We start from the raw sequence: 21,300 nt of genomic DNA on the forward strand, positions 1-21,300 counted from the left end.
GCATACTTCAACTAGTTTTGTGATCGAGGGATTGGTCACAGTGGTTCGGATTGCAACAGGCTGCAACGCTTGTGACCGGGGCCACTTATGCGATGTGCTGTGTGTCACATTCACAAACAAGGAGAAGTGATGACGCAAACCATCGATTCCGCAGTCGCCCCTGAGGTGAAGGCGACGGCGGTGACACCTCAGGAGCGCGTCGACGCCTGGCTGGCGGATTTCGAATCGGCACTCGCCGCTCGTGACATCGAGCGTGTTGCAGGCAAATTCGCGCTCGACAGCTTCTGGCGAGACTTGGTGTCGTTCACCTGGAACATCAAGACCGTCGAAGGTCGCGAGCAGATCGCCGACATGCTCTCCGAACGTCTCGACGACACCGATCCTTCAGGATTTCGGACCACCGAGACACCCGACGAAGCCGACGGCGTCACGTCTGCCTGGATCGAATTCGAGACTGCTACCGGGCGTGCGCACGGGCACCTTCGTTTGAAGGTAGATGATCGGCGGGCAGGAGCGGAGCGACCCGGGGAATATGTCGCTTGGACTCTGCTTACGTCGCTGCAAGAATTGAAGGGGCACGAAGAAGGCAAGGGCACTCGCCGGCCGCGGGGAGCGAAGCACGGTGCAGATCCGAACCGCGTCACGTGGGCCGAGCAGAAGGAGATCGAGGACCGCGAACTCGGTTACACCACACAGCCTTACGTCGTGATCGTCGGCGGCGGCCAGGGCGGTATCGCGCTCGGCGCCCGGATGCGTCAGCTCGGAGTTCCGGCCATCGTGATCGACAGCCACGAGCGACCCGGCGATCAGTGGCGTGGACGTTACAAGTCCCTGTGCCTGCACGATCCGGTCTGGTACGACCATCTGCCTTACATGCCGTTCCCCGACAACTGGCCGGTGTTCGCGCCGAAGGACAAGATCGGTGACTGGCTCGAGATGTACACGAAGGTCATGGAGGTTCCGTACTGGAGTTCCACGACCTGCACGTCGGCGTCGTTCGACGAGAAGGCCCAGGAATGGACCGTCGAGGTCAATCGAAACGGCGAGAAGCTGACCTTGCGTCCCAAGCAGTTGGTGATGGCGACCGGTATGTCCGGCAAGGCCAACGTTCCGACGTTCCCCGGCCAGGACAAGTTCCTCGGCGATCAGCACCACTCGAGCAAGCACCCCGGACCGGATCAGTACGTGGGCAAGAAGGTCGTCGTGATCGGGGCCAACAATTCCTCGCACGACATCTGCGGCGCTCTGTGGGAGAACGGCATCGACGTCACGATGGTGCAGCGCAGCTCGACGCACATCGTGAAGTCGGATTCGCTGATGGATCTGGGCTTGGGTGATCTGTATTCGGAGCGCGCCCTCGCTGCCGGCATGACGACGCACAAGGCCGATCTCACGTTCGGTTCGCTGCCGTACCGGATCATGCACGAGTTCCAGATCCCGGTGTACGACGCAATCCGCGAGCGTGACAAGGACTTCTACGATCGCCTTGAGAAGGCGGGCTTCGAGCACGACTGGGGCGACGACGGTTCGGGCCTGTTCATGAAGTACCTACGACGTGGCTCGGGTTACTACATCGACGTCGGCGCTGCAGAACTGGTTGCCAACGGGGACATCAAGCTCGCGCACGGCAACATTCGTGAGCTGACCGAGAACAGCGTGATCCTCGAAGACGGTACGGAATTGCCTGCCGACGTGGTGGTCTACGCGACCGGCTACGGCTCGATGAACGGCTGGGTGGCGGATCTGATCGGTCAGGACACCGCGGACAAGGTCGGCAAGGTGTGGGGCCTCGGATCGGACACGACCAAGGATCCGGGCCCGTGGGAGGGCGAGCAGCGCAACATGTGGAAGCCCACGCAGCAGGAGGCGCTCTGGTTCCACGGCGGCAATTTGCATCAGTCGCGGCATTACTCGCTGTACCTTGCGCTGCAGTTGAAGGCACGCTACGAGGGCATTCCGACGCCGGTGTACGGGCTGCAGGAAGTGCATCATCTGAGCTGAAAAAACAACTGCTGTGCGCCTTTATCAACCGCGGGAGGTTAATAAAGGCGCACAGCAGGTTCAGCGAAGGGCGTACTTCTTTGCCACGTCGGCGTTCTTGGTCGCGCGCTCGGTGAGGAAGGCAAATGCCAATCCGAGTACGAGCCACAGTGTCGCCTGCGTTGCGAGCGAGGAAAGTCGGAACTCCCACAGCAGAGTTGCCGGGAAGTCCTCGCCCACCTCGTTGATGCCGGGAAGCGAGACGTAACCGATCGCGACGATCACCAGGAACGCAGCCACCGGAGCGGCGATGCGCACACTGAGGAACTCGTGCCCGGAAACTGCCTTTGCTGCAGCTGCCGCCGCAGTGACGGACAGCAGCCCGAGAATCACGGCCGCCAGCCACAGCAGTGTCCGCTGGTTGATGGTGTCCGGATCTCCGACGGCCGGCGGATTGGCCGGGTACTTGAAGAACGGCACCGCCTCGATGGCCAGCCAACCGCCGACGGCGATGGTGATCGCCAACAACGGCCCGGACATTCCGGTGAGTCGTCGCGCGTAGTTGGCGACGACCGAGAAGATAGCGCCGAGCGCGAGTCCGGCCAGCGCGGTGGCCAGGAACAGCCCAGCGCGCTGCCCGTCGCGGCTCACCAGTGGTTCTTCTTCGTCACCGTGTGAATGCCCAGCGGCTTCGCCGGCATGTTCTCCAGCGGCACTGTTGGCTTCTTCGATCGCAATGGCAGCGTTGACGTGGGGTTCACCCAGCACGAACGCAACACCGCCGGCAAGAATGCCCGCGATCAAACCAGCCAACAATCCACGAATGAGAAGCTTCGTGAAACTGTCGACTAGTGGCACGGCAGGCCCATCAAGTGGCGTCCGTCGTGCATCAATTCATGCATGTACATGCCGGTGCGAGAGATCGCGCCCTGGTCGAATCCGACCAGGTAGAGAGCCAGCATCGCGAACAGAACTACCGCAGCGGCGAGGAAAGCAAGACGAGTCGAATCGATCGACGTATCGGGAGAATAGGCGAGAGCCATCGAAGCCTCCTGGGATTTTCGCGTCCCCTAGGTCCATGCGATGGCCGAAGTGTCTGGCTGTCGAAATAGTTGTGCCGAAAAAGGCACTTCACCTCGAATTACAGTGGCGCGACCGCTCCGGGCTTTCACCGGATTCCTGTCGGACCATCGCGTTTACATGCGAACTTTTGCACTACTGCCCGCACCGTGTCAACGCGTGAAGCCGAGATGACCGTCGATTGTGCCCGGCCAGGCGGGCACAATCGTTCGAGATCAGCTCTTGGCGGCGACGTCCAGGACAACTTCGAACTCGAGCAACGACGCACCCGAAGCGACGGGCTTCACACGCTCGCCGGAATGGGCTTCACGGGCAGGGCCGTCACGCCAATCGGCGAACGCCTGCTCGGACTCCCACTGAGTCACCACGAAGTAGCGGCTCTCACCTGCGGTGGGGCGGAGGAGTTGGAATCCGAGGAAGCCCGGGGAGTTCTCGACTGCGTGAGCGCGTGCTGCGAAGCGCTTCTCCAGTTCGGGGCCGGCGCCCTCGGGGACCTCGATTGCATTGATCTTCACGACTGCCATGAAAGCGACATTACCCGTGTACCTTCACCGCGTACCGTGACACTCGTGTTGCATGACGAAGGTGGAACGGGACAGCCGATTCTGTTGTTGCACGGCCTCATGGGCAGTTCCCGAACGTGGCGTCGCCATGTGCCGTGGATCCGGGAGTTCGGCCACGTCTACACCTTCGACGCCGCCGGTCACGGCAGGCCGGCGCCGGCGGAACTGACTACCGAGGCATTCGTCGAGGACCTGACATCGGCCGTTTCCTCCATCGAAGGTCCGATGATCGTGATCGGTCATTCGATGGGCGCTCTGCACGCGTGGTGCTTTGCCGCTGCGCATCCCGAGAAGGTGCGTGTCCTGGTCCTCGAAGACATGGCCCCGGACTTTCGCGGACGCACCGCGGCGGATTGGGCGCAGATGATTTCGGCGTGGCCGCAACCGTTTGCTTCCGAGGACGCGATGAAGGAATTCTTCGGCCCCGTCGCCGGCCAGTACTTTCTCGATTCCTTCGACCGCCGCGACGACGGGTGGTACCTGCACGGTGACGTCTCGACCTTCCGCGACATCTCGGAGGAGTGGGGCACGCGGCACTTCTGGGATCAGTGGAAGGCGATCGAGGCGCCGACTTTGCTCATCGAGGGGGAATTCACCATCACCCCCGAGGGGCAGATGCGAGAGATGGCCGAGCGGCCGCAAGCCCGGTACGTATGCATTGCGGACGCCGGTCACCTGGTCCACGACGATCAACCGCAGCGTTACCGCGACGTCGTGACGGACTTCCTTCAGACAGTGAGCTGACTGCGGATCGACGAGCCCACCTGCTCCAGTTCGACGGCTCGTCTGGCCAGAAGTCCGGCAGCGAACTTCGCCTTGTCGCCGCGATGGCGGGGGACCACGTGCAGGTGCGAGTGGAACACGGTCTGGCCCGCAGCGCGACCGTCATTGACCAGGAAGTTGACGCCGTCTGCGGCGATGTCGCAGCGCCGCAGAGCACCGGCGATGAGCGTCCCGACGCGGAACATCTCTGCGCCCTCATGACTTTCGAGAGCATCGAGGTTTTCCGCATGACGCTTGGGGACCACCAGAGTGTGTCCGCGACTCACCGGTCGGGCGTCGAGAAATGCGAGAGTCGTCTCGCTCTCGTGAACGAGAATCGCCGGCTCGGTCAGTGCGATGATCTTGCAGAAGACACAGGTATCGGTGCTCATGTCTACAGAATGTAGTCCGAATCAGATCCGGTCCGGGACTACAGCAGGCGCAGTTGACGTGCCTTCGTTATCGCTTCGTTTCGATTGTGTACGTCGAGTTTCTTGTAGAGAGTGCGTAGTTGAGTCTTGACCGTGTTGACGGAGACGTACAGTTTGTCGGCCATCGCGGCCGACCCCATTTCCAGTGCCAGGAGTGAAAGTACCTTCTGTTCGCGTTCGGTCAGTTCCACGATGTGCACGAATTCCGGAAATGATTCAGCTCGAGGCTTTTTCGCGAACTCGGCGAGTGCTCGCGAATTCGACTTCGCCATCGATTCGAGTTTCTCGACGTCTGTCGATGCGATGGTCGCGAACGAACGCAGAAGTCCGGTTTGCTCCGCGATACTGCACGCTCTGGACCATTCCTGAGCGGCGAGGCGTGGCTCACCCAATTCGGAGTGTGCAACCGCCTGCACCAGAAGCGATTCCATCTGTGCCCGCGGATAGGATTCGCCCGACCAGTCGAACTGGTGACACAGCGCCACGGCGGCTTCGTTCTGGCCGATCCGTTGGCGTAAACGTGCCACCGACGCGAGTGTCCACGGGTTGGCTGCAGGATCAGCGATATCCTTGGCCAGAGCAACTGCCTTGTTTCCCTCGCCGAGTGCGAGCAGGAGGTCGATCTCGGCAGATTGCAACAGAGGAAGCGCGAAAGATGTAGCCGTGTACTGCTTAGAATGAGCTTCAATCGCGTTGTGGAGCAACAACAGAGCGGAAGACGCAGTGCCCTGAGTCAGGGCGAATTGGCTGTGCGCATAGACGACGAACGCCCACAGTTCCTCGGCGTCGGACGGAACGCCGAGTTCGGTCAATGCGATACGTGCGTCATCGAAGTCAAGCGTGTCGAGAGCGGTGAGAGCCCGTGCGGTCAAGCCGGCGATCTTGACCACAGGTTCGAGCCAACCTCCGGGGTCCGGATGCTTCTGCTCGAGTTCGAACCAATGTGCGGCCTGTCGCGGCTCACCTGCCAGCGCCCAATTCAGAGCGGCGCTGCCAGCGGAGTTGCGAGCGATGAAGTCGACTCCTCGAGACAGAGCACCGTGGTATGCCATTCGAGCTTTGATCGTGGATTCGGTGAGTCTGCCGTTCAATTGGAAATTGATCGCCCATTGAAGTCGCATGAGGGGGAGTTGTGCGTTGACGGTCTCCGGGTTGTTCTCCAGCGCACTGCGACTGAGGTGAGCCAGACGCCTGGTGGTCTCTGCCGCTAGTCCGTACTCGCCGGCGAGCCTGAGCATGATCGATTGGACGCAACCGATGCTGAGGGCGTCTTTTGCCTCTGCCCCGGCGCCGAGTTTCCACAGTTCGGCGGGCGATTCGGGCAGCGAGTCGACGACACTTGCACGCTTGCTCGGATGCATGGTGAACAGGGCGCGCCCGGCCTGGACAGCGGAGTGTTTGTCGGCAGCCTCCACCGGAATCCGTTGAAGTGCAGAGCGAACCGTGTCCAGGCTGCTCACGATCATCGTCACCCAATGCTGTTCGACGATGTCGACTGCGAGGGTCCAATTCTGTGCCTCGATCGCGTAGTCGAGCGCCGACGCGTGATGGCCGACGTCGAGTCGATTATGGGCAAGGAATGAAAGACGTTGCGACGGTTCGATTCCACTGCGGGTGTGGCGCGCGAGTAATGATTGCCGAATGGCGGGCGACAACTCCCAAGTCTCGTCGGCCTCGCTTTCTGAACGCGACAGTAATCCGGCAGTCTCCAGTGTCACCAGTCTCGCCCGAATTCGACGAATAGTCTCTGCAGCATCGTGGTGTTGGGACTCGAACAGGACTGCGGCGATGTCGACGGTGATCGATCGAGCAAAGGCGATCGCGAGCAGGAACTCGTGTTGGTTCACGCGCTCGGCGATGGTGAGGACGGAACCAGTCACGTAGTCGTCTATCGCTCGCGCGACGTTCTCCTCGATTACCTGCCGGCGATTGTCGCCGCCTGGAATTTTTGCGACTGCGGCAGCGGCGGCGCGGACCAGCGAGGGAAGCCCACCAGTCAAAGATGTGATTCTTTCAGCATCGCCCGCAGCCGTGTGAGCGTCGGTCTGTTCCAGTACGTGGGCGGTATCGGCTGCCGTGAACAACAACTCGCCCGCGTTGACAACCTCATGATCTGTGTCGAGAAGGTACGGCGCGGAGAACATTCCGAAGCCTGAGAGCGTCACCACGAGGTCAAGATTGTGGCAGCGAGTGAGGAGTTCGATCAATTGATCATCCAACTCCGGTTCCGGTACCAGATCCGGCCTGATCAAAACGAGCAGTACGGGTCGGGACAGATCGTTCAAGGATTTGGTGATCGCGGTGTAAGGATCGGCGAGACCACCGGCGTCGGGTAGTGCTATTCCGGCGGCGTGAATTCGCTCCAGGACCAGTGCCCAGAAAGTCGCGAGTGTCGATGAAGGAGGTGGCGCCGAGACCCACACCAGAATACGTTCGGACGCCAGATTGGCGCGTAGCCACGACGCGATCAACGACGATTTTCCGTAGCCGTTCGGTGCGCGGACGATGGTCAGAGCGGCGCGGCGGTCGAGTTTCGCGAACAGGGCCTGCCTGGGAATCGACACGGCGATCGTGCGTCTTTCGGGAATAGCTGCCCAGTCATGGCCGTCCATCCCGAACATCAACGCGGACCCTTTCTGCCTTCGCGCCCCCGTTGTAATTGAAGCGTTTGGGCGGATTGTCTCGATCCATCTATCTACAGGGTGGAGCGTAGCTGGTGCGAATCCAGAGTGTGCCATCCCGGGCAATTCACCCGGGACTTCACCCTGGGTGAGAGAAGTTCACCCACACAATCACGCCTTCACCATTGGCTTTCGAGTCCCTCGAGCGACTTCTATTGAACGTAGCTCGGGATTCGCCAAATGCGGCCGAGAGTGCCCGCCGGGGGCCCGAGAGTCAGACATCGAAGGAGCGTCGTGAGAACTCGTCTGTCAGAGGTGTGGTCGAAGGCCGTTACGGTCGGACTCCGGCCGAGGGCGTGGCGCCGAGGAGTACGAGGCATCGGCGTAGTTGTCGTGACCGGAGCTCTGGTGGTCGGCGCTGCTGCGCTCGGCGTGCTCCCGGTGCAGTCGGATGTTCGATTAGCAGCCGAAGGAGAGTTTGCACCCTTCACCGTCGAGTTGACTGCGATCGACGGCGCACCGCCTTTCGATCCCACTGACGGCCCGGGCCTCGATTCCGGACCGTCGAACGGCATTGTCCGAGAGGGTGATCCGGTGACGTATGTCATCGACATCGGTGTTCGAGACCAGTCGCTCTCGGACGTGGTAGTGCAACTTCCGGTGCCTCGAGGTTTTACTCTGCCGTCCGTGCCGGACTACTGCGGAGACGACTCGGGCATCGACGAGGTCGGGTTACTCTGCCGGGTAGGGGATCTGGAAGCAGGTCGATACTTCACTCGAACCGCGACGATGACTGCAGGTAATCGGGACGACACTGACGGTTTACCGATAGCGGCAGTGGTCACTGCGGATCGGGGTGCGGTGCGCGTGCGGTCGGGCGACGTCACCGTGCGAGTGTCGACTACCCCGGGAGTGTGTGATCCGCAAGGGAATTCTGTCGACGGTCAGACGGTCCAGGGAAATCCGGTTGCGGCGAACGGGCAGATCTCGGGTCTGGTGACGTCCGGAATATCGGAAGCAGTGAGGATCGACGGTGTCGATCAATGCGGGCATGCGATAACACGGACGGTCAAGCCGTTCGAAGGTCGCTTCTCGTTTGTCGGACTTCTCCCGGGTGGGTATCGCGTCACGGTCGACGGCCGAGCGCCGGTGGACCTCGTGCTGGAACCAGGCGCAATGGCGCTCAGTGGCCTGACGTTCTGATACGGCTCCGCAGAGATCTCGACCCCCGCAACAGTCAATGGAGGATCCAGTGCGTGAAAGCCTGGGCGTTGTATTCGAAAACAGTTCCATTTCAACAGCTCTCGTAGATGCCGACACGCCGCTACTTGGTTCGATCGACGAGTTCCGTCACCCGTGGGGTGTAGACGGGACTCTTCCCTCTGCGCAGACGTCGGCACACGCGCTCGCCTCCGCTGCGGAGGTCGCCACCAGCCGAGCTTTGCGCTCGAATCTGTGCCCCACCGTCGTCGGAGTGATGTGCGAGCGTGCGGACGTGCGCGAACTTGTCCCGGATGTGTTGTCTTCCAGTGCTTTCGAGAACGTCGAGTTGGTCAACGGTCTGGACGCCCGCCTTGCCTACCTGCGGACTGTGGACGCGCTGAACGGTGTTTCGCCGATCCTCGCATTCTGGCCGGACGGCAGCGAGATTGTGATCGCGGCCATTGATCCGAGTGCCGGCGTCGTGGACTCGGCTCACCGCTACGCCACCGCCGAGTTGCTTGCAGACAGCTCGACATTTGCTGCGACTTTGGAATTGCTCGTCGCCGAACAAGACCCAGCTCCGAAGATGCTCGTCGCGATGCTGGTGAAGGAAGAGGCCAGGCAGCCCTGCGCCGAAGCCGCCGAACTGGCCGGGCTCGGCTTCCTGTTTCTGAGCGAGCGCGCACAACTGGCGATCGGCGCTGCGCTGGTAGCGGCCGCGAGGGGAAATGAAGTTCGGCCTGGCGTGGCTGTTCAGCCCGTCAACAGGATCCGGTGGGCAGCGGCAATAGTGTTGCCGCTTCTGCTCATGCTGACGGGATTGCTGATCGCCCTCTCTCCAGACGGGTCGCACGCGGTGTCCACTGACAGCCCGAACGTCGGCGCCGAGCCTGCGACCTCGACCAGCGGGCCACCGCCAGGCGCTGCACTACCGATTGTGACCCTTCCGCCCTGCGACCCGGTTGTACCCGTCGTTCCTGCTGCACTTCGACGTTCGGATCCTGAAGTCGCACCACCCCAGACCGCCGAACCCGCAGCAGCATGCGACCCGATGCGAGTCGGTTAAGCCGTACCCTCTCCCGCCAGCGCAAACAGGCCGTCGTCGGTCTGCTCGACCAGTCCGTCGACCAGCAGGGAATGCAACGCGCGGTCACGTTGACCAGGATCGGTCGGCCAGACGATGTCCAGTTGCGCACGTTCGACCGGACGGTGACTTTCACGCAGAACGGCCATCAGTTTCCCCCGTACCTGGCGATCGGTGCCGGCGAACTTCTGCACTTTCTTGGGCGGTCCGGTGTGTGCCGGCTTGCCCGACGCGACCCAGGCGCAATTCGGCAACGGACAGTTTTCGCAGTTCGGTGTCCGCGCCGTGCAGATCAGTGCGCCGAGTTCCATGAGAGCTGCGCTGTAGGTGGCGGCGCGCTCTCGCGTCCTCGGCAGTAGTGCCGCGACGTCGGCGAGGTCGCGCGTGTTGGATGGATTGCCAGGTTCCGCATTGCCATGGACGGCCCGCGCAACTACGCGTCGTACGTTGGTGTCCACCACCGGTACTCGCTGTCCGTACGCGAAGCACGCTACGGCGCGGGCGGTGTACGAACCGATTCCCGGCAGTGAGAGCAGGATGTCGACGTCTTGCGGCACCACGTCACCGTGCTCGGTGGCCAGGACGCCGGCGCATTCGTGGAGGCGCAGCGCACGTCGAGGGTAACCGAGTTTGCCCCACGCGCGAAGCACTTCTGCCTGACTGGACGCTGCCATCGCCGACGGAACCGGCCAGCGCTCCACCCACTCTTCCCAGATGGGCGCAACACGCACCACTGGCGTCTGCTGGAGCATGATCTCGCTCATCAGGATCTGCCAGGCACTGACGCCCTCACGTCGCCACGGCAGGTCACGGGCCGTATCGGAGTACCACTTCAGCAGCACCGAAGATTCCACTGCCACCGCTACCGACACACTCCTCGAACCTGCGCTCCCGGCCGACGAAGGACACGTCGACTTGTGGAGGCCACTTTATCGGCAGGCGCCGACACGGCTGCGTTCCGATACGGCTGCGTTCCGATACTGCTGCGTGCCGATACGGCCGCTTGCTGATGGCAGACCTCCCGATCACAACAATTGCACGTTGCTCAGTTTCCACTCGCCGTCTTCGCGGACCAGTGAGAGTTGCATGCGGTTGCGGTCGATCCTCGGATCGGGGGAGTTGGTGTTGGTGATCGTTTGATCGAGGAAAACGAGAACTTCGGCGTTGTCGCGGTCACTGCTCGCCAGCCCGGCTGAGATGATCTGCGCGGACGAGGTCGCTTGATACTGCACGATCATGTTCTGCAGGTTGGCTGCCACTTGGGCGTACTGGCCGGCGAACTCACCGACGGAGTTGTCGCGCACCACGGAAAGATTCTGATCGAGGTTCTGGAAGTTGTATGTCGCGAGGTCGGTGGCGAATTGCCGTCCGCTCTCGAGTGCACTGGTGCGGGCATCGTCGTGGACCGATTTCTGCCAGGTCGCGAATGCGCCCCATCCGAGTGCAGCGACGACGACCAGGACGCCGGCGACGATCAGCATGCTCTGCTTGCGAAGGCGCTTCGGCTTTTCGACGATTGTGGGTGTCTGGGGTTCGGGTGTCTGGGGTTCGGATGTCTCGGTCATTGCGTTCCTTGAACTAGTAGTGCGGCAAACGAGTTGTCACCGAGAACGGTGTTCTGACCACCGTTGAGGCCCAGGCGAATCGATGTTCCGTCGCCGGTAGCGACCGTGCCGACGGCAGGATCGTATTGCGCGACCCCGTCGATCGTTCCAGTGTTTGCTCCGGTTGCGGTGGGGATGTTCTGCGAACCGCGGTTCTGGATGCGGCCCGATTGGTCCGTGCAGTGTTGGTTCTTGTCGATTGTGGTCGGTGAGGTGTCCTGTACCGATCGTCGGGGTGTGTCGTAGAGGCAGACCGGACCGATTGCTGTGATCAGATCAAGTTGCGCGCGTCCGTCTTTGACGATGCTTCCGAACTTTTCGAAACCTTTCGGGACCACCACCAACAAGGCGTCGACGGCGGGCATCCGTGCGGTGACGATCTGGGTGGAGACGAGGGAATTGGCCAACAGCAGACTGAACGGTTCACGGCTCTGCTCGATGAGAGGGAGTATCTGATTGTCGAGAACGCTCGGGCTTCGATCGAGGAGTGTGCGCAGTTGCGGGTCGGAGTTTCGTACCTGATCTGTCAATTGGCGAAGTGTGAGTGCAACTTCGGGAAGAGCATCGACGTTGTCTTCGTTCGCGGCAAAGAGTGAACGCGAATTCTGTACGAGTGTGTTGACTTGCGGTTGATCGGCTCGGACAGTGCGCGCGAGTACGTCGAAGTTGTCGACAAGAGCCTGTAGATCCGGACCCGATCCGTTCAATCCCTCACCGAGTTCGTGCGAGAGGGTCCGCAGGTCTGCCGGATCGACGGTGTCGGCAGCAGCGTTGAAATTCGCGATGACGGTTCCCAACGCGACCGGGATCGACGTGCGGTCAGCCGGAACCACCGAACCTTCGGCGAGGTAGGGACTGCCGTCGGTCTGCGAGGACAACTGAACTTTCAGTACCGGAACTGCGGTGTCCTGGCTGATGGCCGCATGCGAATCGTTGGGGATCTGTTGGTCGGCGGCGATGCTCAACGTCATCACGACGAGGTCCCGGGCGGAGTCCACCTGCACCGACTCGACGTCGCCGACGGTGACTCCGCGGTATGCCACCTCCGAACCTGGTGCGATTCCGGCCGCGTTCTCCAATTCGACGGTGACCGAGAAGGTTCCGGTGAACGGATCTCCGGCACCTACTTGCCGGAGCACGTACGTCGTGCTGATCACCGCAATGAGGAGGAAGGCCACGATCTCGAAATAGACGGTTCGGTTCTTCATCGCGCGCCTCCTTGCAGGGGTGTCGTGATCGGCAGCTCCCGGTCGAAGGCAGGCAGAGGTGGCAGTGGAGGTGCGGCACCGGGAATGATCTCGTTGAGCACCCCGGTCACTGTTCCCTCGAGATCGACGTCGAGGTCGATGTTCACGTAGTCACCTGGGCTGGCGCGTTCGAGGAGCACTTTCGCGTTGTCCAGGTTGGTCATCGTCTCACCCAGTGTCGGGCCCATCGCCGAGAACTGGTCGAGGATGGGTGAGAGTCGATCGGTGATGTCGGAAATCTGGTCGGCCGACTGATCGAGTACGGAATTGGTTGCGGTACTGAGCCTGTCGGTCTCATCGAGAATATCCAGCAGTGGTTGTCGTTGGTCGGAGACAACACCCAAGGCCGGGGTGAGTGCGCGCAACCCTTCGTCGATGGTGGCGCTCTCGTCACCGATCAAGGCGCTGAGCCGATTCAGTGAGTCCAGGGCCGAGTTGATCGATTCTTTTCGGTTTTCGAGTGTTCCGAGAAAAGCGTCAAGGCGCGCAAGCAGATCGCGGATCGTCTCGTCCCTGCCGTCGAGAATCTGATCAGCCTCGCTGACGATGTTCTTGACCTGCGCCAACCCGCTGCCGTTCAACAGAGTTCCGACGGCGCCGAGTAGTTGTGCGACATCGGGCCCGCGCACGGTTTCCGATCGTTTGATGGTGGAACCTGGTTCGAGGACGGGGCCGGTCGCATCGGCCGGAACTTCGAGGTTGACGAATGCATCGCCGATCGGGGTGGACAGCTCGATTCGGGCGCGGGTGCCGATGGGTAGTTCGATGTCGGACTCGATGTCGGTATGGACGACGGCGGCAAAGGTTTCCGCGCTCATCGAGGTGACTTTGCCGACGACAGCCTGCCCGATCCGTACCTCGCCGCCGACTGGAAGTAGTGAAGCGTCGTCGAACTCCATGTTCAACGGGTACGACTGTCCTGGCAGGCCGCGACCGAGGGGGAGGTGCTGGAAGTTGAGACTGCAGCCGGTCAAGGGTGCTGCGATGGCAAGTGCCACAACAATGCTCGCCACGGACCTGTTCGACGCCATCAGTTGCCTCCACCCAGGATGCGTGCCAGCTCGGAACTGCCTGCGGAAGGGAATTCGATGGGATTGACGATTCCCGGCCCGGTGCACAGTGGAATCGGCATCTTCTCGCACAGTGCTCGTGTCGTGTCGAACTGTGACAGATCGGTGGCGATGTCCAAGCGGCCGCGTGCTCGGCCGTCTTCGGTGACGAGGTTGGCGACGTTCTCGAATCCCGTTGGTGCCGTTTCGATGATCTCGCGCAGTTGGTCCTGCTTGGTCGCCACTGCTCCGGTCAACTGTGCGAGCGCACCGAGGTCGGCGGTGACCCTCTCGCCGTGTTCAGCGAGTAGCGCCGAGACCTGTCCGAGCAACGTGGTCAGGGAATCGAGCGCCCCGCTGATGTCTTCGCGTTGTTCGCTGAACGTGCGGGCGGTCAGTGTCACCGAGTTCGACAGCGAATCGACCTGGGTCTGGTTGTCCGCGATCAACTGCACGAGGGTGTTCAGGTTCTTCACCAGCTCGGAGATGTCAGGACTTGCACCCGCCAGCACCGAACTTGCCTGTGAGATGGACTGCACGGCATCGTGAAATGCTTGTCCGTTGCCGTCCACCGCGTGGGCGCCTTCTCCGATGAGGTCACCGATCCCACCGCCGTCGGCGCCAGGGCCGAGCGCGACCGTCAGTTCGTTCACCGAAGCAGTGAGCTGGTCCCACGTCAGAGGAGAGTGAGTGCGTTCGAGAGGGATCACCGCGCCGTTGGTGAGGAACTCACCGTCTTCGTAGCCGGGGCCGAGCTCGATCGTGCGGTCACTGATGACCGAAGGAGAGAGAACCCAGGCCTGCGCGTCGGCCGGCACGCGTGTTCCCGGTGGCAGGCTCAGTGTCACCCGTACCCGGGGCCCGTCCGGTGTGACGCTCTCGACTCTCCCGCTGGGAACTCCCAGAATCGTCACCGTGTTGCCGGTGAAGATGGCATCGGTGGAAGTGAATTCGGCAGTGAGAGTGAGTCGGTGCTCGTCACGCGTGACGAACAGGATCGCGCCGATCGCGCAGATCACCATTGCGGCCAGGGCAGCAAGTTTCTTGACGGTCGTGGTCATCGGCACCCCTGCACAAGCCCTACGACGCACAACCAGTTGTCCGGGATGAGCGTGGAGGGTGAGTTGAGATCGAGCCAGTTGCCGTTGCCGGTCGCGTTGGTGACGTAGCGGACGCTGGGCGCGAAGTTGTCGAGCAGCGTGGTCAGCGATTGTTCGTTCTCGGACAGAACTCCCGTCACCTCGTGGATGTCTCCCATGACCGAGTCGACCAAAGCCTGGTTGTCACCGAGGAACTGGGCAATGGTGGTACTCAACTGATTCAGGTCTTGTACAAGAGCATTCAACACGTCCCGACGGTCGGCGATCGTGGCCATCACAAGATCTGCATTTCCCAGAAGGGTTTGCAGAGTGTCCTTCTGCTCGGTCAGGGTTGTCGTGGTCTGCTGCGCCCCGGTGAGAAGGGAGCGCAGTGCATCGTCGTTGTCGTTGACGACCCCGGAGAGTGCGTCGATGCCCTCGAGTGAGCGGCGGATGAGTTCGGGATCGTTCGGTGAGTTGTCGGAGACCACGGTCAGCATGTTTCGCAGTTGTTGCAGGTCAAGGTTTTCCGACGTGGATTGTGCGCTGCGTCCGAGGTCGTCGAGAGTGAACGGAACACTGGTATTCGTGATGGGGATGGTCGAACCTGCGGGCAACGAGCGCGATCCGTTCGGAGTGATATCGAGCGAGCGTCGGCCTAGCAGAGTCGAGATCTTGATGTCCGCACGCGAGTCTTCGCCGAGACTGACGCTGTCGTCGAGTCGGAAGGTGACGTCAACGGAGTTGCCGCTGACCGCCAACGACGTGACTACCCCGCTCGGAACTCCTGCGACGTTGACCGGATCGTCTCGCGTCAACCCGGTGGCGTTGGCAAATACGGCGTGGTACTCGTTGGTCTTGACCTTCAAAATCAGTTGAGGGACGACAAGTGCGGCCAGAACGACTCCGACTCCGACGAGAATGCAGATGATTCCGTTGCGGACCGGGTTCTTGACGGTGAGCCAGTTCATCGGCACACCGCCGAGCGCTCGGGACCACCCAGCGCCACCGATTGACCCAGTGCACTGAGTCGAAAGTTGCAGATGTAGATGTTCGCCCAACTGCCGTAGCTCATTGCGATTCCCAACTGGGTGAACAGTTGATCGAAGGCGGTGATACCTGTCGCGAGCGAGTCGCGATTGTCGACGACGGCGCGGGCCGACTGATCGATGGAGGTCAGTGTGCCCGCCAAGTCAGGCTCGACCCGCGTGACCAAGTCCTGAAGGGAAGAGGTCAGGGCACCTGCGGAATCCACTGCGGCCGAGATCTGTTGGCGGTCCTGTGCCAAACCGCCGACCAGTGTGTCGAGGGTGTTGATCATCTCGACGAAGTTGGGTCGATCCGTCGTGGTGACGGTCAGTACCCGGTCGAGGTTGGTCAGTAGCTGGTCCAGGATCGCGTCGCGGGACGTCAAGTTCTCGGTGACGGCAACGGTGCGCTCGAGCAGGCTTTCGACGGTGGAACCTTGTCCTTGGAATACCTGCACGACGTGTCCGGCAAGTTCGTTGACTTCTGCGGGGTCAAGTGCGTCGAACAGTGGACGGAAGCCGCCGAGGATGTCGGTGAGGTCGATCGCCGGCTGAGTCCGTTCCACCGGAATGGTGGCCCCGGGGGAGAGGTAGTTGCCAGTTGCACGTTCGTATGGGTCTGATTCGATCGAAATCGTCCGTGCCCCCAACAGATCCGCATACCTCACCACTGCTCGACCGTCGGTCGGAATGCGTTGTGTGGATTCGAGTTCGAAACCGACGACGGCTTGATTGTTCACCAACTCGACGCTCTCGACGCGCCCGACTCGGACCCCGGCGATCTGTACGTCACTGCCCGTGACCAGACCGGAGGCATTGGCGAAGACGGCCTGGTACTGCGAACTCGGCCCGGAGACGGGGTTGATCAGGGTGCTCACCACGATCACGGTGGCGAGAATCGACAGTGCGGCAAACACTCCGAATCTGATCAGAGACTTCTTCACGCTCATTCGCCCACCACCGTCGTGCCACGAAGTACCGGTCCGGCCACCAGAGTGTCCAACGCTGTACCTCCCTGGGTGAGAGCTGCGATCAGCGACTGTTCGACGGGACTGCCGACCGGTCCGACGGTTCCGCCGAACGCGGCAGCGGCGGCAGGGCAGTTGGGGCCGCGGGCCGCGTCGTATTGTGGGCAGTCAGTTTTGCCGTACGGATACAGATCTGTGACGGACAGCCGCAGGTCGGTGCTCAGCCATGGCCCGTGTGCCAACGCCGGCGGAAGCTTGATCGTGAGATTGCGCAGGCCGGTGTAGAAGGTTGTGATGTGGTCGGGTCGTGAAGTGATTGCGCCGGTGAGGGAATCGGCGTCGCCGATCACGGTGATCATGCGGTCACGATTGTCACCGATCACAGTCGCGGCAGCAGAACCCGTGCTGGTACCGGCTCGCAGAAGCGCCGCCAATCCGTCGGATTTCTCGACGACGGTTTTGGATGTGGTGATGGAGTTCTCGAATGCGGCGAGCATGTCCGGCGCACTCGACGAGAGACTGTCGGCGAGGGTGGCTATGTCGTCGAGGTCGTCACCGAGCCCGTCGATGACGGGCTGCGCACCGACCAACGCGTGGTGAACCGAATCGAGAGATTCACCGATCTGGTTTCCCTTGCCGCTCATCGCGTCCGAGACTGCCGTGAGCGCGACGTTGATGTCGGCGGGGTCGAGGGAAGAAACGAGCGAGTAGATCCGCGAGATCGATTGGTAGAGCTGGACCGCGACCTCGGACTGATCCGATACCAACTCCGTACCCGGCGCGAGAGCAGGGCCACGGGAGAGTCCGGCGGGTTGAATCAGGTCTACGAAGAAGTCGCCGAAGATGTTGCGGGGCATCAGCCTCACCTGACTCGTCGACGGTATGTCCTCGAACGCACCCTCGTCGATTGCGAGTGAGACGGTGGACGCGGTGGTGCCCGGCTCGATGTCGGCTACCGTTCCGACTACGACGCCGCGGTACTGAACAGACGACCCGACGCGTAGCGCACCGGCGGCGGCGGGGACGACAGCGCTGACCTGAGGTGTGGAACCGAAGGTGTCCGTTCCCCTGCTGAACAGGAAGACATAGGCGATGATCAGCAAGACAACGGCAAGTAAACCCCGCAGTGCCAGCGTGATTCGACTGGTATTCGTGACGATCATCCGGTCAACCCGGGTACTTGAGGTTTGAGTCCCCACAGCGCAATGGTCATCGCGACGTCGGTGAAAGCAAGGAAGACGATGCTGGTGCGCAAGGCTCGCCCGGCGGCTCGTCCGACGCCTTCGGGGCCACCTGTGGCGGTGTAACCGTAGTAGCAGTGCACGAGGGTCACCACGACCGCGAACACCATGACTTTTATCAGTGACAGCCAGATGTCGTTGGGGGAGAGGAAAAGACTGAAGTAGTACCCGTACGTTCCCTCGGACTGTCCCTTGACCCGGATCACCGCAAGCGCCGTTGCCATGTACGAGGCAAACAGGCCGACGAGGTACAGCGGGACCACCGCGATCAGTGCCGCGATCATTCGGGTGGTGACCAGATACCGCAGTGAGGGAATCGCCATGACCTCGAGTGCGTCGATTTCCTCGGAGATCCTCATGGCGCCGAGTTGCGCGGTGAATCCGGTTCCGACTTTGGCTGCCAAGGTGATTGCGGCGACGAGCGGTGCGACCTCGCGAGTGTTCGCGATGGCGGACATCACCCCCGACAGTGGAGCGAGGCCGACGAGGTTGAGCCCGCGGTAGCCCTCGAGTCCGATCTGGGAACCGGCGAAGAACGAGATCGCGAAGATGACGACGACGCTGCCGCCGCCGGCGAGGAGGGTGCCCGAACCGAATGCCACCTGCGCGACCAGACGGGCCACTTCACGCCAGTATCGCTGCAGGGTTGCCGGAATCGAGGTGATCACGCGCGCGTGGAAGGTGAACTGATCGCCGAGTCGACTCAACCCGTCGACGGTTCGCGAACTGACCCGCTTGGCACGAATTGCGATGGGAAGGTGCATCAATAGGCACCTTTCACCGAGACGAACAGCGGGTAGAACTGGGTGATCGCGAGATTCGCGACGAACACGAGGACAAACGAGAGCACCACGGTCTCGTTGACGGCATCGCCGACGCCTTGGGCTCCACGCTTGACGGTCAAGCCCTTGTAGCAGGCCACGATTCCCGAGATGAGAGCAAAGGCAACGGCTTTGATGCCGGATACGACGAAGTCGCTGGGTTGACTGAATTGAACGAGATTGCGTAGGAAGCTCTGTGCGTTGCCGTCGAGTATCAGGACGTGAACGAAGAGGCTTGCGCCCAAACCGATTACGAGAACTATTGAATTCAGTAGGAGGCAGACGATCGCGATCGCGATCATCCGGGGCACGACCAGGCGTTCGAGCACGGGTAGGCCCAGCACTTCGAGTGCGTCGATTTCTTCACGGATCGTTCGCGCTCCCAAGTCTGCGCAGATCGCGGAACCGCCGACGCCGGCGATGATCAGGGCGCACACCAGAGGTCCGGCCTGTCCGATGATGAGGAACGCGACGACGGCACCGCTGTACGCACCCGCGCCGATTTGATCTGCCAGCGCACCGATCTGCAGTGCTACTCCCACACCGAGGGGAATCATCACCAGAGCAGACGCGACCGAGGTGACGTGGGCGAGAAACCACATCTGGTCGAGCGCTTCACGCCAGGCGAGGCGCCGGCGTCGCAGGGTCGTGACCGCGGCAACGCACACACGCACGGTGAAGGTGAACAGCAGTCCGATCTCGGACAGCAGGTTCGAGAACATATTCGTCTTGGCCAGGGAGGCAGGTGTTGCGTCCCCGCTTGTTCCAACTTCGGGGTTGTCTCCGGTTGTTTCAACTTCGGTGCTCACGCCATCCCCCTTTCCGGCCGAATCGTGCTGGTCGGGTTTCTTCGATCACACTCGGATGCTCGAAGTGCTCCAGGTCACGTTGGGAGACGGTATCAGGAAACTGACTCTGAAGTAAGTTCCAATTCGGGTGCTTCATCACAAGGTGTGAAAGCCGACGCGGATCTTTCGTTTGCGTCTACGCAACCTTCCCGGCGAGAGCCCGAAATGCGGCGGGTGCACAATGAGTGAATGCCACGATCAAGCCCCATTTCCGCTTGGAAGTCTCTTCGCGAAGGCAACGAGCGATTTGTCAACGACGCATCCATCCATCCCAGCCAGGGAATCGCCGACCGCGCGAAACTCGTCGACGGGCAGCACCCCACAGCGGTTCTGTTCGGTTGCGGTGATTCGCGCGTAGCCGCAGAGATCATCTTCGACCAGGGCCTCGGCGACATGTTCGTCGTGCGTACGGCCGGTCATGTACTCGACGATTCGGTTCTCGGTTCGATCGAGTACGCCGTTCACGTGCTCAACGTGCCGCTCATCGTCGTCCTCGGGCACGACGGTTGCGGTGCTGTGAAGGCAACGCTCGACGCCCTGGACAAGGGCGCAGTTCCCGATGGATTCATCCGCAGTGTGGTCGAGCGTGTTGCCCCGTCCATCCTGATGGGCCGCAACGAAGGCTTGTCCACCGTCGACGAACTCGAAGGCCGTCACGTCGTGGAGACCGGCTCTCTGATTATGCAGAGGTCCCGGATCATCGCCGACAAGGTGGACAAGGGTGCGTGCGCGATCGTCGGCGTCACGTACACGTTGTCCGACGGTCACATGCGAGTTCAGGGCGCAGTCGGCGACATCGGCGAGAGCGTCGAGACCGTCGAAGGTTAGATCTTCCGGGGCAGTGGTACCTGGCAGCAGACAATGGGTACCGACACGCCGCCTCAGCTGACGGTTAGTGGACCCTGCGCCAACTACCGTTGAGTCCGTGTTGGAACCTAATGGACCACTGCCCCCCGAGATCTACTGGCGTCGCCGGGCGCTGGCCATTGGTGCCGCCGTCATTGCACTGGCGTTGATCATCTGGGCGGCGTCTGCCCTGTTCGGCGGTGGAAGTGATACCCCGGAGGCCGATTCGGCCGCTGCGAGTTCGTCGCTGACAACAGACGTCTCGTTCACTCCCAACCCTTCGGGATCCAACGCGCCGTCGGGTGACGGTGGTTCGGGTGGGGGCGCTGCCGGTGGATCGGGCGGCTCGGGCACGCAAGCTTCGGGATCGTCGACATCGGCGTCGTCTTCGTCGACCACCGGCGCCCCGGTTCCGGCCGGTCAGTGCGCCGACTCGTCGCTGGCAGTCAAGGCAACCGCTGACAAGGCGACCTTCGCTCCCGGCGAAGAGCCGTCGTTCACGATCGTCATCACCAATATCGGTTCGGCACCCTGTGATCGAGATCTGGCGGGCGGCCTTCAGCAGGTGCTCGTCTACAGCATCGACGGCAAGACCCGTCTGTGGTCCAACGTCGACTGCTACCCGCAGCCCGCTGCCGACGTGCGCAACCTCGCTCCGGGTGAGCAAGCCGCGTTCAAGGTCGCTTGGTCGGCCACGACCTCGAACCCCGAGTGCGCGACCGCGCAGAACCCCGAGCGCAATCCGGTGGGCGCAGGCGCCTACACGGTTGTCGGTCAGCTCGGCGCATTGCGAAGCTCCCCGGAGCCGTTCAACATCGCGTGAGAGCGAGCAAGCGGCGAACGGG

The 21,300-nt window shown here is 61.8% G+C and carries 21 protein-coding genes and 1 riboswitch; of the genes, 6 read left to right on the forward strand and 15 right to left on the reverse strand.

What is annotated here, in order from left to right:
• The first annotated feature begins 129 nt into the window (after positions 1–129).
• Positions 130–2,001, forward strand: coding sequence for an NAD(P)-binding domain-containing protein (locus tag ACFWEM_RS15890; protein ID WP_378534932.1), 1,872 nt, complete (start codon positions 130–132; stop codon positions 1,999–2,001).
• A 60-nt stretch (positions 2,002–2,061) separates the two neighbouring features.
• Here ACFWEM_RS15890 and ACFWEM_RS15895 read toward each other — a convergent pair whose 3' ends face one another.
• From ACFWEM_RS15895 to ACFWEM_RS15905, 3 genes are all read right to left on the reverse strand, one after another.
• A complete protein-coding gene (locus ACFWEM_RS15895) occupies positions 2,062–2,838 on the reverse strand; it encodes a CbtA family protein (protein WP_378534934.1) in 777 nt (258 codons plus the stop codon).
• Positions 2,829–3,023, reverse strand: coding sequence for a CbtB domain-containing protein (locus ACFWEM_RS15900; RefSeq protein WP_003945915.1), 195 nt, complete (start codon positions 3,021–3,023; stop codon positions 2,829–2,831). The genes ACFWEM_RS15895 and ACFWEM_RS15900 overlap by 10 nt, the downstream gene beginning before the upstream one ends.
• 24 nt (positions 3,024–3,047) lie before the next feature.
• Positions 3,048–3,187: riboswitch (cobalamin riboswitch) on the reverse strand.
• Positions 3,188–3,275: 88 nt separating this feature from the next.
• Positions 3,276–3,584, reverse strand: coding sequence for an antibiotic biosynthesis monooxygenase family protein (locus ACFWEM_RS15905; RefSeq protein WP_378534936.1), 309 nt, complete (start codon positions 3,582–3,584; stop codon positions 3,276–3,278).
• Positions 3,585–3,629: 45 nt separating this feature from the next.
• Between ACFWEM_RS15905 and ACFWEM_RS15910 the strand changes: the two genes are divergently transcribed.
• Positions 3,630–4,367, forward strand: a complete 738-nt coding sequence (locus ACFWEM_RS15910) for an alpha/beta fold hydrolase (RefSeq protein WP_378534938.1) — start codon at positions 3,630–3,632, stop codon at positions 4,365–4,367.
• Here the strand turns inward: ACFWEM_RS15910 and ACFWEM_RS15915 are convergent.
• Together ACFWEM_RS15915 and ACFWEM_RS15920 are read right to left on the reverse strand one after the other, a co-directional pair.
• Positions 4,352–4,777, reverse strand: coding sequence for an HIT family protein (locus ACFWEM_RS15915; RefSeq protein WP_378534940.1), 426 nt, complete (start codon positions 4,775–4,777; stop codon positions 4,352–4,354). The two genes, ACFWEM_RS15910 and ACFWEM_RS15915, sit on opposite strands and share 16 nt — an antisense overlap.
• Positions 4,778–4,815: 38 nt before the next feature.
• The gene (locus tag ACFWEM_RS15920; protein ID WP_378534942.1) at positions 4,816–7,437 is read right to left on the reverse strand and encodes a LuxR C-terminal-related transcriptional regulator; all 2,622 of its coding nucleotides are present in this window, start codon (positions 7,435–7,437) and stop codon (positions 4,816–4,818) included.
• 294 nt (positions 7,438–7,731) lie between these two features.
• On the opposite strand from ACFWEM_RS15920, the gene ACFWEM_RS15925 reads away from it, so the two are divergent.
• Both ACFWEM_RS15925 and ACFWEM_RS15930 read left to right on the forward strand, forming a co-directional pair.
• Positions 7,732–8,640, forward strand: a complete 909-nt coding sequence (locus ACFWEM_RS15925; protein WP_378534944.1) for a hypothetical protein — start codon at positions 7,732–7,734, stop codon at positions 8,638–8,640.
• A 49-nt stretch (positions 8,641–8,689) separates the two neighbouring features.
• Entirely contained in the window at positions 8,690–9,706 is a 1,017-nt protein-coding gene (locus ACFWEM_RS15930; protein ID WP_378534946.1) for a hypothetical protein, read from the forward strand.
• Here ACFWEM_RS15930 and ACFWEM_RS15935 read toward each other — a convergent pair.
• The 10 genes from ACFWEM_RS15935 to ACFWEM_RS15980 form a co-directional block, all read right to left on the reverse strand.
• A complete protein-coding gene (locus ACFWEM_RS15935; RefSeq protein WP_378536154.1) occupies positions 9,703–10,584 on the reverse strand; it encodes an A/G-specific adenine glycosylase in 882 nt (293 codons plus the stop codon). The genes ACFWEM_RS15930 and ACFWEM_RS15935 overlap by 4 nt on opposite strands.
• A 165-nt stretch (positions 10,585–10,749) precedes the next feature.
• Positions 10,750–11,289: a hypothetical protein gene (locus ACFWEM_RS15940; RefSeq protein WP_378534948.1), complete on the reverse strand. Its 540-nt coding sequence runs from the start codon at positions 11,287–11,289 to the stop codon at positions 10,750–10,752.
• A complete protein-coding gene (locus ACFWEM_RS15945) occupies positions 11,286–12,536 on the reverse strand; it encodes an MlaD family protein (protein WP_378534950.1) in 1,251 nt (416 codons plus the stop codon). The genes ACFWEM_RS15940 and ACFWEM_RS15945 overlap by 4 nt, the downstream gene beginning before the upstream one ends.
• Positions 12,533–13,606, reverse strand: coding sequence for an MCE family protein (locus ACFWEM_RS15950; RefSeq protein WP_378534952.1), 1,074 nt, complete (start codon positions 13,604–13,606; stop codon positions 12,533–12,535). The genes ACFWEM_RS15945 and ACFWEM_RS15950 overlap by 4 nt, the downstream gene beginning before the upstream one ends.
• On the reverse strand, positions 13,606–14,685 hold the full coding sequence (locus ACFWEM_RS15955) for an MCE family protein (RefSeq protein ID WP_378534954.1): 1,080 nt from the start codon (positions 14,683–14,685) through the stop codon (positions 13,606–13,608). The genes ACFWEM_RS15950 and ACFWEM_RS15955 overlap by 1 nt, the downstream gene beginning before the upstream one ends.
• A complete protein-coding gene (locus tag ACFWEM_RS15960; RefSeq protein ID WP_378534956.1) occupies positions 14,682–15,674 on the reverse strand; it encodes an MCE family protein in 993 nt (330 codons plus the stop codon). The genes ACFWEM_RS15955 and ACFWEM_RS15960 overlap by 4 nt, the downstream gene beginning before the upstream one ends.
• The gene (locus ACFWEM_RS15965; protein WP_378534958.1) at positions 15,671–16,681 is read right to left on the reverse strand and encodes an MCE family protein; all 1,011 of its coding nucleotides are present in this window, start codon (positions 16,679–16,681) and stop codon (positions 15,671–15,673) included. Before ACFWEM_RS15965 ends, ACFWEM_RS15960 begins: the two co-directional genes overlap by 4 nt.
• Positions 16,678–17,862 (reverse strand): MCE family protein, encoded by a 1,185-nt coding sequence (locus ACFWEM_RS15970; RefSeq protein WP_378534960.1) that lies wholly within the window; start codon positions 17,860–17,862, stop codon positions 16,678–16,680. Before ACFWEM_RS15970 ends, ACFWEM_RS15965 begins: the two co-directional genes overlap by 4 nt.
• Complete coding sequence (locus ACFWEM_RS15975; RefSeq protein ID WP_378448203.1) at positions 17,859–18,704, reverse strand: MlaE family ABC transporter permease; 846 nt, start codon at positions 18,702–18,704, stop codon at positions 17,859–17,861. The genes ACFWEM_RS15970 and ACFWEM_RS15975 overlap by 4 nt, the downstream gene beginning before the upstream one ends.
• The gene (locus ACFWEM_RS15980; RefSeq protein ID WP_378534962.1) at positions 18,704–19,570 is read right to left on the reverse strand and encodes an MlaE family ABC transporter permease; all 867 of its coding nucleotides are present in this window, start codon (positions 19,568–19,570) and stop codon (positions 18,704–18,706) included. The genes ACFWEM_RS15975 and ACFWEM_RS15980 overlap by 1 nt, the downstream gene beginning before the upstream one ends.
• A gap of 228 nt (positions 19,571–19,798) precedes the next feature.
• On the opposite strand from ACFWEM_RS15980, the gene ACFWEM_RS15985 reads away from it, so the two are divergent.
• Entirely contained in the window at positions 19,799–20,437 is a 639-nt protein-coding gene (locus ACFWEM_RS15985) for a carbonic anhydrase (protein WP_007726896.1), read from the forward strand.
• Positions 20,438–20,534: 97 nt separating this feature from the next.
• Positions 20,535–21,278: a DUF4232 domain-containing protein gene (locus ACFWEM_RS15990; protein ID WP_378534964.1), complete on the forward strand. Its 744-nt coding sequence runs from the start codon at positions 20,535–20,537 to the stop codon at positions 21,276–21,278.
• The last annotated feature ends 22 nt before the right edge of the window (positions 21,279–21,300 follow it).

The organism is Rhodococcus sp. NPDC060176, assembly GCF_042728675.1.
GTDB lineage: Bacteria > Actinomycetota > Actinomycetes > Mycobacteriales > Mycobacteriaceae > Rhodococcus_F.

Bases quoted from the DNA above. Each gene is read 5' to 3' on its own strand.
- ACFWEM_RS15890 (WP_378534932.1), top strand. From the start codon at position 130: ATGACGCAAACCATCGATTCCGCAGTCGCCCCTGAGGTGAAGGCGACG.
- ACFWEM_RS15900 (WP_003945915.1), bottom strand. From the start codon at position 3,023: ATGGCTCTCGCCTATTCTCCCGATACGTCGATCGATTCGACTCGTCTT.
- ACFWEM_RS15905 (WP_378534936.1), bottom strand. From the start codon at position 3,584: ATGGCAGTCGTGAAGATCAATGCAATCGAGGTCCCCGAGGGCGCCGGC.
- ACFWEM_RS15915 (WP_378534940.1), bottom strand. From the start codon at position 4,777: ATGAGCACCGATACCTGTGTCTTCTGCAAGATCATCGCACTGACCGAG.
- ACFWEM_RS15920 (WP_378534942.1), bottom strand. From the start codon at position 7,437: ATGTTCGGGATGGACGGCCATGACTGGGCAGCTATTCCCGAAAGACGC.
- ACFWEM_RS15940 (WP_378534948.1), bottom strand. From the start codon at position 11,289: ATGACCGAGACATCCGAACCCCAGACACCCGAACCCCAGACACCCACA.
- ACFWEM_RS15945 (WP_378534950.1), bottom strand. From the start codon at position 12,536: ATGAAGAACCGAACCGTCTATTTCGAGATCGTGGCCTTCCTCCTCATT.
- ACFWEM_RS15950 (WP_378534952.1), bottom strand. From the start codon at position 13,606: ATGGCGTCGAACAGGTCCGTGGCGAGCATTGTTGTGGCACTTGCCATC.
- ACFWEM_RS15955 (WP_378534954.1), bottom strand. From the start codon at position 14,685: ATGACCACGACCGTCAAGAAACTTGCTGCCCTGGCCGCAATGGTGATC.
- ACFWEM_RS15960 (WP_378534956.1), bottom strand. From the start codon at position 15,674: ATGAACTGGCTCACCGTCAAGAACCCGGTCCGCAACGGAATCATCTGC.
- ACFWEM_RS15965 (WP_378534958.1), bottom strand. From the start codon at position 16,681: ATGAGCGTGAAGAAGTCTCTGATCAGATTCGGAGTGTTTGCCGCACTG.
- ACFWEM_RS15970 (WP_378534960.1), bottom strand. From the start codon at position 17,862: ATGATCGTCACGAATACCAGTCGAATCACGCTGGCACTGCGGGGTTTA.
- ACFWEM_RS15975 (WP_378448203.1), bottom strand. From the start codon at position 18,704: ATGCACCTTCCCATCGCAATTCGTGCCAAGCGGGTCAGTTCGCGAACC.
- ACFWEM_RS15985 (WP_007726896.1), top strand. From the start codon at position 19,799: ATGCCACGATCAAGCCCCATTTCCGCTTGGAAGTCTCTTCGCGAAGGC.